Annotated in this window: 10 protein-coding genes and 1 tRNA gene; 8 read left to right on the top strand and 3 right to left on the bottom strand. The window is 43.1% G+C overall.

The genetic code is table 11. The features are described 5' to 3' along the window. The first annotated feature begins 102 nt into the window (after positions 1-102). Both gltB and gltD read left to right on the top strand, forming a co-directional pair. A complete protein-coding gene (gltB, locus tag NST56_RS11375; RefSeq protein ID WP_326197474.1) occupies positions 103-4,665 on the top strand; it encodes a glutamate synthase large subunit in 4,563 nt (1,520 codons plus the stop codon). 16 nt (positions 4,666-4,681) lie between these two features. Further along, the gene (gene gltD / locus NST56_RS11370; protein ID WP_168747986.1) at positions 4,682-6,163 is read left to right on the top strand and encodes a glutamate synthase small subunit; all 1,482 of its coding nucleotides are present in this window, start codon (positions 4,682-4,684) and stop codon (positions 6,161-6,163) included. Positions 6,164-6,218: 55 nt separating this feature from the next. Here gltD and NST56_RS11365 read toward each other — a convergent pair whose 3' ends face one another. Then, on the bottom strand, positions 6,219-7,208 hold the full coding sequence (locus NST56_RS11365; protein ID WP_339176770.1) for a zinc-binding dehydrogenase: 990 nt from the start codon (positions 7,206-7,208) through the stop codon (positions 6,219-6,221). A 128-nt stretch (positions 7,209-7,336) separates the two neighbouring features. Between NST56_RS11365 and NST56_RS11360 the strand changes: the two genes are divergently transcribed. Continuing rightward, complete coding sequence (locus NST56_RS11360; RefSeq protein ID WP_339176769.1) at positions 7,337-8,206, top strand: LysR family transcriptional regulator; 870 nt, start codon at positions 7,337-7,339, stop codon at positions 8,204-8,206. A gap of 255 nt (positions 8,207-8,461) precedes the next feature. Here NST56_RS11360 and ggt read toward each other — a convergent pair whose 3' ends face one another. Further along, a complete protein-coding gene (gene ggt / locus NST56_RS11355; RefSeq protein WP_268449351.1) occupies positions 8,462-10,225 on the bottom strand; it encodes a gamma-glutamyltransferase in 1,764 nt (587 codons plus the stop codon). A gap of 190 nt (positions 10,226-10,415) precedes the next feature. Between ggt and NST56_RS11350 the strand changes: the two genes are divergently transcribed. The 3 genes from NST56_RS11350 (at position 10,416) to NST56_RS11340 (ending at position 11,634) form a co-directional block, all read left to right on the top strand. Next, positions 10,416-10,646, top strand: coding sequence for an excisionase family DNA-binding protein (locus NST56_RS11350; protein WP_168747982.1), 231 nt, complete (start codon positions 10,416-10,418; stop codon positions 10,644-10,646). Between the two features lie 315 nt (positions 10,647-10,961). Continuing rightward, positions 10,962-11,507, top strand: a complete 546-nt coding sequence (locus NST56_RS11345; protein ID WP_339176768.1) for a site-specific integrase — start codon at positions 10,962-10,964, stop codon at positions 11,505-11,507. 54 nt (positions 11,508-11,561) lie between these two features. Continuing rightward, positions 11,562-11,634: transfer RNA gene (locus NST56_RS11340), tRNA-Arg, on the top strand. A gap of 91 nt (positions 11,635-11,725) precedes the next feature. Here the strand turns inward: NST56_RS11340 and NST56_RS11335 are convergent. Further along, entirely contained in the window at positions 11,726-12,271 is a 546-nt protein-coding gene (locus NST56_RS11335; protein ID WP_339176767.1) for an IseA DL-endopeptidase inhibitor family protein, read from the bottom strand. 289 nt (positions 12,272-12,560) lie between these two features. On the opposite strand from NST56_RS11335, the gene NST56_RS11330 reads away from it, so the two are divergent. Then, positions 12,561-13,952: an MATE family efflux transporter gene (locus tag NST56_RS11330; protein ID WP_229147370.1), complete on the top strand. Its 1,392-nt coding sequence runs from the start codon at positions 12,561-12,563 to the stop codon at positions 13,950-13,952. A gap of 141 nt (positions 13,953-14,093) precedes the next feature. Beyond that, positions 14,094-15,068 carry an aldose 1-epimerase gene (gene galM / locus NST56_RS11325; protein WP_339176766.1) on the top strand — a complete coding sequence of 325 codons (975 nt, stop codon included), beginning with the start codon at positions 14,094-14,096 and terminating at the stop codon, positions 15,066-15,068. Positions 15,069-15,079 lie beyond the last annotated feature (11 nt).

Genomic DNA, 15,079 nt, shown 5'->3' with positions numbered 1-15,079 from the left:
TAAATTATATATTGTTTATATCGTTTTGAAAACCTACAATAATATTAGAGTTGTTAGATTTTATGACCGGTATTATCGGAAACTGATCGGGGGAGAGGAATTATGACTTACAATCAAATGCCAAAAGCTCAAGGTCTCTACCGTCCTGAATTTGAACATGATGCGTGCGGAATCGGCCTATATGCGCACTTAAAAGGCAAGGCGACACATGACATCGTCAAACAGGGGCTGCAGATGCTTTGCCAGCTCGACCACAGAGGAGGCCAAGGCAGTGATCCGGATACGGGAGACGGCGCCGGCTTACTGGTTCAAATCCCTGATGCTTTCTTTAAGAAAGAGTGCAAAGATATCAATCTGCCGGAAAAAGGACGTTACGGGGTAGGAATGGTCTTTTTCTCGCAGAAGGAAGATGAAAGAAAAAAAATCGAAAAGCAAATCAATGCACTGATTGAACAGGAAGGCCAAGTAGTGCTTGGATGGAGAACTGTACCTGTAAATGTCGGAAAAATCGGAACAGTAGCACAAAAAAGCTGTCCTTTTGTCCGTCAAGTATTCATTGGCGCAAGTTCTGACCTGAAGAATGATTTGTCGTTTGAGCGAAAATTGTATGTCATTCGTAAACAGGCTGAAAACTGGGGAGTAACGGAAGGTCTAGATTTTTATTTTGCCAGTCTTTCAAGCCAAACTATTGTTTATAAAGGTCTTTTAACACCTGAACAGGTTGATGCGTTTTATTCCGATCTGCAAGATGAGGCATTCGTATCCGCTTTTGCACTAGTTCATTCACGCTTCAGCACGAATACCTTCCCTACATGGGAAAGGGCACACCCAAACCGCTATTTGGTTCACAATGGTGAGATTAACACCCTTCGAGGAAATATCAACTGGATGAGAGCACGTGAACAGCAATTTGTGTCTGAAAGCTTTGGTGAGGATCTCAATAAAATTCTTCCGATTCTGAATGCTGACGGCAGTGACTCTTCCATTTTGGATAACGCATTTGAGTTTTTCGTTATGGCGGGACGCAAGCCGGCACATACGGCGATGATGCTGATTCCTGAGCCATGGACAGAAAATACGCACATGTCTAAAGAAAAAAGAGCGTTCTACGAGTACCACAGTTCATTAATGGAGCCTTGGGACGGTCCGACTGCCATTTCATTTACTGATGGAAAACAAATCGGCGCAATCCTTGACCGTAATGGTTTACGTCCGGCTCGTTATTATGTGACAAAGGATGATTATATTATTTTCTCATCTGAAGTCGGCGTTATTGAAGTTGAACAAGAAAACGTCTTATATAAAAACCGCCTTGAACCAGGAAAAATGCTTTTAATTGACCTGGAAGAAGGCCGCATCATTTCTGATGAAGAAATAAAGACACAAATCGCAACTGAATATCCATACCAAAAATGGCTTGAGGAAGAGCTCGTGCAAGTGAATCCTGATCCGGAAACAAGAGAGGAAGAGCAGTTCGCGGATCTTCTTACGCGTCAGAAAGCGTTTGGATACACATATGAGGATATTCAAAAATATTTAATTCCTGTTATTAAAGAAGGAAAAGATCCTCTCGGCTCAATGGGGAACGATTCGCCGCTTGCTGTTTTGTCTGATCGACCGCAATCGCTGTTTAACTACTTTAAGCAGTTGTTTGCACAGGTTACAAACCCGCCGATTGACGCGATTCGCGAGCAGCTCGTGACTTCAACAATGACCTGGCTCGGAGCAGAAGGCGATCTCCTTCATCCAAATGAACGTAACGTTCGCCGAATCAAGCTGTATACACCCGTGTTATCAAATGAGCAGTTTTATGCACTGAAAACAATCGTCCATCCTGATTTAAGAAGCCAAAAGATTAATGTGCTGTTTTCAGAAGATCTTGAACGCGGGTTAAAAGACATGTTCACCCAAGCTGAGAAAGCAATCAGCCAAGGCGTAAGTCTTTTGATTCTGTCCGATAGAGCAATGAATGAGCAATTAACGCCAATTCCGCCGTTGTTAGCAGTCAGCGCACTGCACCAGCATTTAATCCGAAAAGGACTGCGCACGAAAGTCAGCATTATCGTTGAATCGGGAGAAGCACGAGAAGTTCATCACTTTGCAGCTCTAATCGGCTATGGTGCTGATGCTGTCAATCCTTATCTGGCATATGCAACCTACAAGCAGGAGATTGACGAAGGCCGTTTGGATATCAGCTATGAAGAAGCGGTCAGCAAATATGGAAAAAGCATTACCGAAGGTGTCGTAAAAGTGATGTCAAAGATGGGAATTTCTACTGTACAGAGCTACAGGGGCGCCCAAATCTTTGAAGCGGTAGGAATCAGCCATGACGTAATTGACCGTTATTTTACGGGAACAGCATCACAGCTCGGCGGCATTGACTTAAATACCATTGCGGAAGAGGCGCAGCGCCGCCACCAGGAAGCGTATCAAGATGATTACAGCAAAACGCTTGAACCGGGAAGTGACTTCCAATGGAGAAACGGCGGAGAGCATCACGCGTTTAACCCAAAAACGATTCATACCTTGCAGTGGGCGTGCCGCAGAAATGATTACAATCTGTTTAAACAGTATACAAAAGCGGCAGATGAAGAACGAATCGGATTCCTGCGAAACCTGTTCTCATTTGATGAAGACCGCAAGCCTCTAAAAGTGGAGGAAGTAGAATCTGCTGAATCGATTGTCAAACGTTTTAAAACAGGTGCGATGTCATTTGGATCATTAAGTAAGGAAGCTCACGAAGCATTAGCGATTGCGATGAACCGCTTGGGCGGAAAAAGCAACAGCGGGGAAGGCGGAGAAGATCCAAAACGCTTTGTGACGGATGAAAACGGCGATGACAGAAGAAGTGCGATCAAACAAATTGCATCCGGACGATTTGGTGTAAAAAGCCATTACTTAGTCAACGCCGATGAGCTGCAGATTAAAATGGCGCAAGGCGCAAAACCGGGAGAAGGCGGACAGCTGCCGGGCAATAAAGTGTATCCTTGGGTTGCAGATGTCCGCGGATCAACACCAGGGGTCGGATTGATTTCACCGCCTCCGCACCATGACATTTATTCAATCGAGGATTTAGCCCAGCTGATTCACGATTTGAAAAATGCGAACCGTGATGCAAGAATCAGCGTGAAGTTGGTCTCGAAAGCGGGTGTCGGAACGATCGCTGCGGGTGTTGCTAAAGCAACTGCAGATGTCATTGTGATCAGCGGTTATGACGGAGGTACAGGTGCTTCACCTAAAACAAGCATTAAACATACAGGGTTACCGTGGGAGCTGGGCCTTGCAGAAGCGCACCAAACCTTAATGCTGAACGGACTCCGCGATCGTGTTGTATTAGAAACAGACGGAAAGCTTATGACAGGCCGGGACGTCGTCATGGCCGCATTGCTCGGCGCCGAAGAATTCGGTTTCGCAACTGCTCCGTTAGTTGTTCTCGGATGTGTTATGATGCGCGCCTGCCATTTGGATACATGTCCTGTCGGGGTAGCGACTCAAAATCCTGAACTTCGCAAAAAGTTCATGGGAGATCCTGATCATATTGTGAACTACATGCTGTTTATTGCTGAAGAAGTCCGTGAATACATGGCTGCATTAGGTTTTAAAACATTCGATGAAATGATCGGCCGCACTGACGCACTTAACGTGAGTGAGCGGGCAAAGGCGCATTGGAAAGCGAGCCAGCTTGATTTGTCCACACTTCTTTATCAGCCGGAAGGCGTACGGACATTCCAAACACCGCAAAACCATAAAATTGATCAATCGCTCGATATCACAACGATTCTTCCTGCTGTAAAAGATGCCATTGAATCTGGGAAAGAAGCTGATATTTCAGTCGAAATCAATAACACAAACCGTGTAGCAGGCACTGTAACAGGCAGTGAAATTTCGAAACGTTACGGTGAAGAAGGACTTCCGGAAGATACGATTAAGCTGCAATTCACAGGATCAGCCGGCCAAAGCTTTGGAGCGTTCGTTCCTAAAGGCATGACGCTTTATTTAGACGGAGATTCAAATGACTACGTCGGAAAAGGTCTGTCTGGCGGAAAAATCATTGTCAAATCACCGGAAGGATTCAACTCCGCATCACATGAAAATGTGATTATCGGCAACGTGGCATTCTATGGCGCGACGAGCGGAGAAGCATATATTAACGGCCGTGCAGGTGAACGCTTTGCCGTTCGGAACAGCGGTGTGAATGTTGTTGTTGAAGGCATCGGTGATCACGGCTGTGAATACATGACAGGCGGAAGTGTTGTCGTACTGGGTGATGTCGGCAAAAACTTCGCGGCTGGTATGTCCGGCGGAATCGCGTATGTATTAGCCGAAGATGTAAAAGCATTTAAACGCAAATGCAACCTTGAAATGATTTTGTTTGAGTCTTTAGAGGATGAAAAAGAAATTCAACAAGTTAAAGCAATGCTTGAAAAGCATGCTGCGTATACAAACAGCCAAAAAGCTGCAGACCTGCTTGAACAGTGGGAAGACAGTGTGAAAAAATTTATTAAAGTGATTCCGAAAAACTATAAACAAATGCTTGCGAGCATCGAAGAGCAAAAAGCTGCGGGCTTATCTGAGGAAGAAGCCGTTATGTACGCGTTTGAAGCCAATACGAAACCAAAGCAGAAAACAGCGCCGGCGGGACAAAAACAAGCGGTAGTGCAGTAAGGAAGGGGAGAGGAACATGGGGAAACCAACTGGATTTATGGAAATCAAACGAGAAAAACCAGCTGAGCGAGACCCTCTCACTCGCTTAAAGGACTGGAAGGAATATTCTGCTCCTTTTTCAGAAGAAGCGTCGAAACGGCAGGGGGCGCGGTGTATGGATTGCGGTACACCGTTTTGCCAGATCGGTGCTGACATTAACGGATTTACATCCGGCTGTCCGATTTACAACTTAATTCCTGAATGGAACGACCTTGTCTACAGAGGCAGATGGAAAGAAGCATTAGAAAGGCTTTTAAAAACAAACAACTTTCCTGAATTCACAGGGCGGGTTTGTCCCGCTCCTTGTGAAGGCTCATGTACACTAGCGATTTCCGATCCGGCCGTATCGATTAAAAATATTGAACGGACCATTATCGATAAAGGGTTTGAGAATGGCTGGATTCAGCCTAGAATTCCGAAAAAACGAACAGGCAAAAAAGTTGCCGTCGTTGGGTCGGGCCCAGCCGGACTGGCGAGTGCTGACCAGCTGAACCAGGCTGGACATTCTGTCACTGTATTTGAACGCGCAGACAGAGCGGGCGGACTTTTAACTTACGGCATTCCAAACATGAAACTTGAAAAAGGAATTGTCGACCGCCGCATTAAGTTGCTGACGCAAGAAGGAATCGATTTTGTTACAAATACGGAAATTGGCGTTGATATAACGGCTGATGAGCTGAAAGAGCAATTTGATGCCGTGATCCTTTGCACAGGAGCTCAAAAACAGCGCGATCTATTGATTGAGGGTCGCGAATCAAAAGGTGTTCACTACGCGATGGATTACTTGACGCTTGCTACAAAAAGCTACTTAGATTCTAACTTTAAAGACAAGCGATTCATTGATGCGAAGGGGAAAGATGTTATCGTGATCGGAGGCGGGGACACAGGAGCTGACTGTGTGGCTACCGCTTTGCGCCAAAAAGCCAAAAGCGTGCACCAATTCGGCAAACACCCGAAACTACCTCCAGCTCGCACGAATGATAATATGTGGCCTGAACAGCCGCACGTCTTTACGCTTGAATATGCGTATGAAGAAGCAGAAGCAAAATTCGGAAGAGATCCGAGAGAATATTCGATCCAAACAAAAAAATTGGTTGCCGATAAAAACGGCAAATTGAAAGAGCTCCATACGATTCAAATGGAGAAAGTGAAAAATGAGCATGGAAAATACGAGTTCCGTGAACTGCCTGGAACTGAAAAAGTATGGCCTGCTCAGCTCGTCTTTATCGCTATCGGCTTTGAAGGCACAGAACAGCCGCTTTTAAAACAATTCGGTGTTGATTCTAATAACAACAAAATCAGCGCAGCATATGGGGAGTATAAAACAAATATCGATGGTGTTTTCGCCGCAGGGGATGCAAGAAGAGGGCAAAGTTTAATCGTATGGGCGATTAATGAAGGCCGTGAAGTGGCGCGTGAAGTTGATCGGTATTTGATGGGGAGTTCCGTTCTGCCGTAAATAAAGGGGATTATATAAAAAAAGAAACCGGACTGTTTGTCAGCCGGTTTCTTTTTTAATCTATTGTGATCCCGATGTTCCCAAATTGGCTGCCTTCCTGCATTCTGGTATATGCTTCATATGCTTGTTCTATAGGATATGTCCGGTCAAGCACGGGCCGAAGTTTATATTTTTCCATAAAATGCAGCATTTCATGAAATTCATCACTGCTTCCCATTGACGTTCCCAATATATTGATTTGCGGAAAGAATAAAGAACGCAGTGGAAAACTGAGATTATCACCCGAACTTGCACCAAAGCTGACAATACGGCCGTTCGGTTTCACATGATCAAAGTATTCTGAAAAGAGGGCCGGCCCTATGCTGTCGAGAATGACATCAGCTTTTTGTCCTTGAAGATGTTCAGACCAATTGCTGTAACTGTCAAAAGCATGGTCAGCTCCTAATTGTATTGCTCTTTTTCTTTTCTCCTGGCTTCGAGAAGTCACGCTTACAGTTGCTCCAATTGCTTTAGCCATTAATAGCGCGTAGGTTGCAACGCCGCTTCCAATTCCGGGTATCAAAATATGCTCGCTTTTTTTTAATTGGGCCTTTGTAAAAAGTGCTCGATATGCGGTCAGAGCTGATAATGGCAAAACGCCTGCTTCCTCCCAGGATAGATAAGAAGGTTTTTTCACTGCGTTTTTTGAAGGAATGATCACATATTCAGCAAGTGTTCCGTTTGAAGGGCCTCCCAAAATATTCGGAACAGGAGGTACATCATCTGTTCCTTCCCAATTCAATGTCGGTAAAATCACCACTTCTGTATGAACAGCCAGATCATTTACACCTTCACCGACCGCTTCAATCATGCCAGCACCGTCAGAGCCCAGAATAAACTCAGGATCTTGTTCGGTTTTATTGTTCATGAGAAACAGGTCCCGATGATTTAATCCTGCCGTTTTCAACTTTACTTTCACTTCTCCGTATCCGGGATTTTGAGAAGGGATGTACTGATACACTAACCCCCGAAGTCCGCTTTTTCCGTTATGAACAACCGCTTTCATGCCGTCTGCCTCCTAATTCCCTCGTAATCTATGACCTTCACATATTTTACACAGCGGTTTTCTTCAAGTAAAATGAACAAAAATGATTGTCGGTATCACTTTTAATCATAGCAAGAAGGTGACAGCGTGTGGAAAGTGGAGAATTAAAGATATTCCGGGCTGTTGCCCGTGAAGGAAGTATATCAAAAGCAGCCCGGCAGCTGAATTATGTTCAATCTAATGTAACAGCAAGAATCCATAAGCTTGAAACAGATCTGAATATCAAGTTATTTCACCGGACAAATCGTGGAATGAAGTTAACGGCTGCGGGGGAAAACCTATTACAATACGCAGATCAAGTGTTATCATTATTAGACGAAGCTGAGAAATCAGCACAATTAAATAAGCATCCGAAAGGGCCATTGCGGCTTGGAGCATTGGAAACAACAGCGGTCACTCACCTGCCTGAACATGCAGCTTCATTCCTCAGACGTTTTCCTGAAGTTGATTTATCAGTGAACACAGGTGATACGCACAGTTTGGTTCGGCAAGTTCTAGATCATAAGGTGGATGGCGCTTTTGTGTACGGTCCTGTTGAATACACGGATATCAAACAAATTCCTGTTTCCCGTGAGGAATTGGTGTTAATATCAGCGGAGGAAGGGGCGATAGAGGACATGCTTCGGCTGCCAATGCTCTTTTTTGGAACCGGCTGCTCTCATCGCGATAGAGTCAAAAGATTACTAGAGGAAGCAGGTATTCAACAGCAAAAAATCATAGAATTTGGCACATTGGAAGCCGTTATCAGAGGTGTTTCCGCTGGTTTGGGGACGGCGTTGCTGCCAAAGTCAGCCATTGCCTGCTCAGCCTATCGCCAAAGGGTGTACGTTCACCAGCTTCCCGCATCATATCAGGATATGACGATCGTGTTTATTTACAGAAAAGACTTTTTTATGACCAGTGCATTTCAGCGGTTTATTGCAGAATTGAATGAGACCAAATTTATTCCATCAGTCTAATCAAAAAGAGAAGATTCAGAGGGATGCTTGGATAGATTTTTGTTTTCGTAAGCTGGAAACTATTTTCAAAAAAGCATTAAGGGATTTGAATTGATTAGCTGATAAACCTTTATGCGATTCAATTTGTTGTCTGGCACATGTCTGGATGTTATATTGAACGGTATACGTACCTTAAAGAGTTTGCGAGGACAGCGAGCATGATTAATCGTCCATAGAAAAACTGTACTCGGCAAAAACGAGTACAGTTTTTCTTTTTTATTTATGTTTCAAATTAATTCCGATTGCTGCGCCGTTTCTGCTTGAATCAGCTACTCCTTTGAAGGTGCCGTTTTCACGGTCGATAAAAATGCTTTGCACGTTTCCGATGTCCACTGGACTTGTGCCGAATTTATGGCCCATGTCTTTTAATTTGCTGAGTACATTCTCTGGAACTCCGTCTTCGTATCTGTAGGAGCTCATACTGTTTGTGTAAATTCTCGGCTCTTCAACCGCTGCTTTTAATTCCATTCCATATTCGATATTATAGAGGATGGTTTGCAGCACGGAAGAAATAATCGTTGCCCCTCCAGGAGATCCGACGGTGAGAACTGGTTTGTCATCTTTAAACAAAATCGTCGGAGTCATGCTGCTTAAAGGCCGCTTGTTCGGCTGAACTTCGTTGGCTCCGCCTGGAACCGCATCAAAATCTGTTAGTTCATTGTTTAAAATGACCCCGTAATCAGGAACCATAATGCCTGTTCCAAACAGCTGTTCAATTGTTGTGGTATAGGAAACAACATTGCCCCAGCGGTCCGCGACGGTAAAGTGTGTCGTTTGGCCGTCTACTTTATCACTCGGCTGTTCGACTTGCTTATAGTTTGCGGTTCCTTCTTCGTATTTCCAAGGATCACCGGCTTTTGGTTTTTTGTTGACTTCATCTAAACTGATTAATTGCTGGCGCTCTTTTATATAGTCGGGGTGAAGCAAACCTTTGAGAGGAACATTTACAAATTCGGGATCGCCTGCATAAGCCGCACGGTCAGCGTAAGACAAATGCATGGTTTCAGCGAGCAGATGGTATTTTTCCCATGAGCGGATATCATATTGTGAAAGGTTAAAATCATCGAGAATGTTCAGCATTTGCAGTAAGAAAACGCCGCCAGAGCTTGGAGGAGGAGTCGTTGCAATTTGATAGCCTTGATATTCCCCCCAAATCGGTTCGTCAATTGTAATATCATAATTTTCTAAATCTTTTTTGGTCATTGATCCACCGAAATCCTGAACCGTATCAGAAAGCGCTTTGGCAAATTTGCCTTCATAAAAAGCGTCTATGCCTTTCGAACGAATGAGCTTAAAGGTTTTGGCCAAATCTTTTTGAATGAGAGTATCACCTTCTTTAAGCGGCTCGCCATTCGGCAGAAATACATCCTTTGCGGCAGTCCGTGATAATTTTTCCTGATAATCAGAAATCGCATTTGCTAACACTGAATCAATCGGAAAGCCTTTATCAGCGAGTTTAATAGAGGGGGAAATTAATTGTTTCATCGAACGGGTTCCCCATTTATCCAAAGCTTTTTCCAGCCCTTTCAGAGTACCCGGAACACCAACGGCAGTACCTTTTGTGACACGTTCAGAGAAAGGTATCGCTTTGCCGTTTTCATCGAGAAACATATCCGGAGTTGCGCCTGCGGGAGCGCGTTCGCGGCTATCGATGATCGTCGTATCTTTTGTTTTTCCGTCATACACCATCATAAAACCGCCGCCGCCAATGCCTGACATCATCGGTTCTGTGACATTAAGCGCAAACTGAATGGCAACCGCCGCGTCAATGGCATTTCCGCCTTTTTTCAAGACGTCAGCCCCGATCTCTGAAGCGAGAGGATGCGCAGTTGCAACCATTCCGTCTTTGCCTACATCTACTTGCTTGTACTCGTCATAGCCTTTGGGCGGCTTTTTAGCTTCCGCGTGAAATGGAGCACTTCCAGCGACTAACAGAACACTAAGCAGGGCTGCTAAACAGACGTTCCATGTTTTTTTCATGTTCTCCCTCCTATTAAGCTGTTATGTTACAATCTTAGCGTAAAAAAAATACAGCGGTTTCACAAGTGACAAATGGTATATTATCTATAGCATTCAGCCATATTTCTGTGTGAAATTGATTATATTGGGGTGAGTCATGTGCTATAGTAGAACCATCGATTGGATCATTGAAACAGAAAGGACCCCCACTATGTATCTAACCATTAAAGAAACAGCAGAATATACAAATCTTTCAGAGGATTATATTAAAAATTTGGTACTCGAAGGGAAAATTCGCGCCGTGCATGACGGTGATCAATTTTTAATTTATAAAGGACAATTCAAAACACATCTTGAACAGCTGGAAAATTATAAAGCGCTCGTGCAGGAAATATTAAATGAGCCGATTCCGGAAGATGTCGATGTGAAGGATGAAGACTAGGACGCAATTTCAAATTGTGTCTTTTTTTGTATATTTTTTTAAGAGCATCTCAAAAAGCGAAGCCTCAGATTCCGTTTTAAGCACTTCTCTGGGGTGGGCTAGAGTAATTTGTCTCAATGATCGGAAAAGCTTCATATAAGGCTGAAAACACCTTTTAAGAGGATAGGGTGTTTCAAGAGATCTTCTTCCTGCTTATGTAACACTATGTATATTATGTTACATAAATGCTCCCGGACTTTGACATTCAACGTTTTTCCGCTATAATAGTAACATAGACCTCAAAACGTTACATAACGGTTTTTAAGGAGTTTTTTGATGCATATTGTACAGCCGATCCGCAGTTTAGAGAAAATTCAAGATGTAAAACAGTATTTACGCAGCAAAAACATGCGTGATTATTTTTTGTTTATTTTCGGCATTAACAGCGCGCTCCGAATTTCTGATATTTTGCCGCTTCAAGTGAAAGATGTCAGAAATAAAGACCATTTATGGGCGACTGAAAGCAAAACTAAAAAGAAAAGGAAGATTCTCATTTTAGAATCTTTGAAAGCAGAAATACACGAGTATACGAAAGATATGAAAGAAAATGAATACCTATTTAAATCTGTCCGAACCAGAAAGCCAATTTCACGCATTCAGGCATACAGAATTTTAAGAGAGGCAGCCGAAGCGTGCGGACTTGAGGAAATAGGGACCCATACGCTCCGGAAAACATTTGGCTATCACTTCTACCAGCGGACAAAAGATATCGCTGAGCTGCAGAGGATTCTTAATCATTCATCACCCTCAATTACAATGCGTTATATCGGAATCGATGAAGATACAACAAGAGCTGCTTATAAGGTATTTGGAGGGCTGTAAATCAAATGGCTTGAAAATCGTGACAATCGGAGCTACTATATAGATATCAAAAAAGCTCTAGTAGCACAGCGGATAGTGCAGCAGTTTCCTAAACTGCAGGTCGGGAGTTCGAATCTCTCCTAGAGCGTAATAAAAACAAAAGGGCAATGGTGGTTGATACGTCCATTGTCTTTTTTATTCTCAATATAAAAAAACGCCCGGGAAACGGGCGTTTTTTCTTATATAACTGCGTCAAAGCGATTTACTTTCCACTTTTTGTTCTCTTTTACAAATGTCACTTTCCGTTTTGCTGAAGGTGATCCGTCCAAAGTAGGAACGGTAAATTCATATGTGACTGTGCCGCCTTTTTTAGAAATGAGTTTAGCGGTTGATTTTTTCCAATTCAAGAGATTGTCTCCGTCACCGATCGGAACAGCCAGTTTCCCTTTTGAAACAATAAAATGATAGTCTTTAAAGCCTTTTTCAATCGCTAATTTTGAGAAAATAGGTGTTAAGTAATTCACAGCTTTTTCTTTTGTGCCAAGGTCACTGCACATGTATACGTACTGAAGATTTTGATGCTCAAATGTGCCTGATGGGCAAACTGCTTTCTTCGCTTTTGGATTGTGTCCGCTCATTGTATTCCAAAAATGCTCTCTAGCTGTTAGTGCCAGCTGCAATGCTTGTTTTTGTGATAAATCCCCGGATGTGTTTTTCGCAAATGCATTTGTGTTTAATGACAGAATAAGTGCAATAGTGGTTAGAAACAGAAGATATTTTTTCAATGTGGCTCTCTCCTTTAAAATCTCTTTCTCTTATGTTACAAATGTTACAATAGTTACGTTTAGATTACAATACTTTTGCATAAATTATTTTTTTATTCTTTCATCTCACCAAAAGACTATGCTTTATCGTGCTAGCTTATTCTTGATGCTTCAAAATGTGTAAAAATAGGAGAATCGGGAAGGGTTTCATAAGTACTGTGGTGAATAGTTACATGTTGCGTGTCGTGTTCATTTCAAAAGAAACGGGAGCACGTTAGTGAAACGAGTTTAAATAAAGGAGTCATTACATATGGAAACATTACAAGAAAATCCCGTATCTAAGAAGAAGAGCAATCCATCTGTTTGGCGGTCCATGTCACTATTTTTAGTGCCGCTCCTTCTGAGCAATGTGCTGCAATCAATCGGCCAGTTAGTCGGGATGGTCGCTGTGGGCAGATGGCTTGGTGTAGATGCGCTTGCAGCTGTTTCATCCTTCTTCCCGCTGTTTTTTCTTCTCATTTCATTTACGATCGGCATCGGTTCCGGCAGTTCCATTCTTATCGGGCAAGCCTATGGGGCAAAAAATGAGGAACGGTTAAAGGCCGTTGTCGGAACAACACTGACATTCACCTTTTTATTAGGAATTGTGTTAGCTGTGATCGGCAGTATATTCACCTTAGATATTCTGCGTCTCATGGGAACCCCGGAAAATGTAATTGATGTAAGTGTTAGGTATGCGCGTATCTTATTTTACGCAATGCCATTTATGTTTTTATATTTTGCCTATACCACATTCTTGCGGGGAACAGGCGATTCTAAGACACCGTTTTATACATTGATTGTAAGCACAGTCATCAATATAGCACTTTTACCGATCTTCATTCTCGGCATGTTTGGTTTGCCGAAGCTGGGCATTTACGGCTCTGCTTACGCAACCGTTATTTCTACAATTGTGACCTTTATCGTATTATTGGTGTATCTGCGGAAAACGAAACATCCGCTGCAATTTGATAAGACAGTGCGGCGTTATTTGAAAATGGATAAGGAACTGCTGGCGCTTCTGCTGCGTCTTGGAATTCCGTCAAGCATCAACATGATTCTCGTGTCGCTATCGGAAATAGCGGTCATTTCATTCGTCAATCATTATGGTTCGGATGCGACAGCAGCATATGGCGTGGTCAACCAGGTAGCCAGCTATGTGCAAATGCCGGCTGTCAGTCTGGGTATCGCGGTATCTATTTTCGCTGCTCAATCTATTGGAGCGAATGAGTTTGACCGGTTAAAGCAAGTAATCCGAGTCGGCATTTGGCTGAATTATATCATTGGCGGTGTGTTGATTGTCCTTATCTATCTTTTTGCACATCAGATTTTAGCGTTATTTTTGACCGAGAAAGATACACTTCATATTGCACACAAGCTTTTAATGATTACATTATGGAGCTATTTGCTGTTTGGAAATGCACAAATTATTTCTGCGACGATGCGTGCAAGCGGAACGGTTTTATGGCCGACTCTCATCAGTATTTTTGCCATCTGGGGAATTGAGGTGCCGGTTGCGTTTGTTCTGTCCCACTACACCAAGCTTGAAATACTCGGCGTCTGGGTTGGCTATCCGGCTGCGTTTGCCGTCAGCTTGCTTTTGATTTACGGGTATTATCAATTCATTTGGAAAAAGAAGCAGATTACACGTCTGATTCAATAAACTCCAAAAAAACACTGTTCATTTTGAGCAGTGTTTTTTTGTTTACGTAAAGACTAAAGGGAAAACATAAAATGGAGGAAATATTGCGCACAGAATTGAATGTATTATATAAGCATTGAACTAAGGAGAGGTTGAGTACATATGACAAATTATATTGAAAAGATGACGTATTTAGGAACACCAGCTGTCAAAGCGGGTAATGAGCACTTGGAAATGATAGTTGTGCCTGAGTGGGGAAGCAACGTCATTTCTCTCGTAGACAAAGAAACAAAGCTGCACCTTTTACGCGAACCGGAAACAACCGATAGCTTTCATGACACACCTACATTGTATGGAATCCCTATTTTGTTTCCGCCTAACCGCATAAGTGACGGAACGTTCAGCTTCCGGGGCAGAACCTATCATTTTGATATCAATGAAAAAGATAAACACCATCACCTTCACGGCTTTCTCTATGATAAGAAGTGGGACATCATTACGATGAAACAAACAGACGAAGAAGTGATTATAGAAACTGAAATTGATCTATCGGACATTCCCCATGTGTATAAACAATTTCCGCATCATGCCGTTGTACGGATGAGGTACATTTTAAATGATAACACTCTTCATAAGCATGCAACGATCATGAATAAAGGGGAGGACGCATTTCCTTGGGGGCTTGGTTACCATACGACATTCGTTTTCCCGGAAGAGAGCTCTTTATTTTCTCTCACAGCTGATCAGCAATGGGAATTGGATGAACGTTTATTGCCGACCGGAAAGCTGGTAGATATACCGAATCAGGAAGCTTTACACGAAGGAATGCTCTTGCGGCAGCAGCTTGATGATGTCTATTTATCTTCTTATCAGAAGAGAGGGGGAGAAAATCAGGCTGTCATTTACCATCAGCATGCACATCTGAATATGATCTACAAGGCGGATAAACAATTTAAGCATTGGGTTGTGTATAATGCTGATGGAACACAAGGGTATTTGTGCCCAGAGCCTTATACATGGGTGACAAACGCAGTTAACCTTGATCTCCCTTCGTCACTCACTGGCCTACAAGTGTTAGAGCCCGGTGAAGAGACGACAGTCAAAAGCAGCATCACGATTGAACGTAATCATCAATAGCCAATCAGGAG

The organism is Bacillus sp. FSL R5-0560, from assembly GCF_037966305.1.
Taxonomy (GTDB): domain Bacteria; phylum Bacillota; class Bacilli; order Bacillales; family Bacillaceae; genus Bacillus; species Bacillus mojavensis.
The sequence above is the reverse complement of the archived record's forward strand: the minus strand, read 5'-3'. Positions and strand labels throughout refer to the sequence as shown.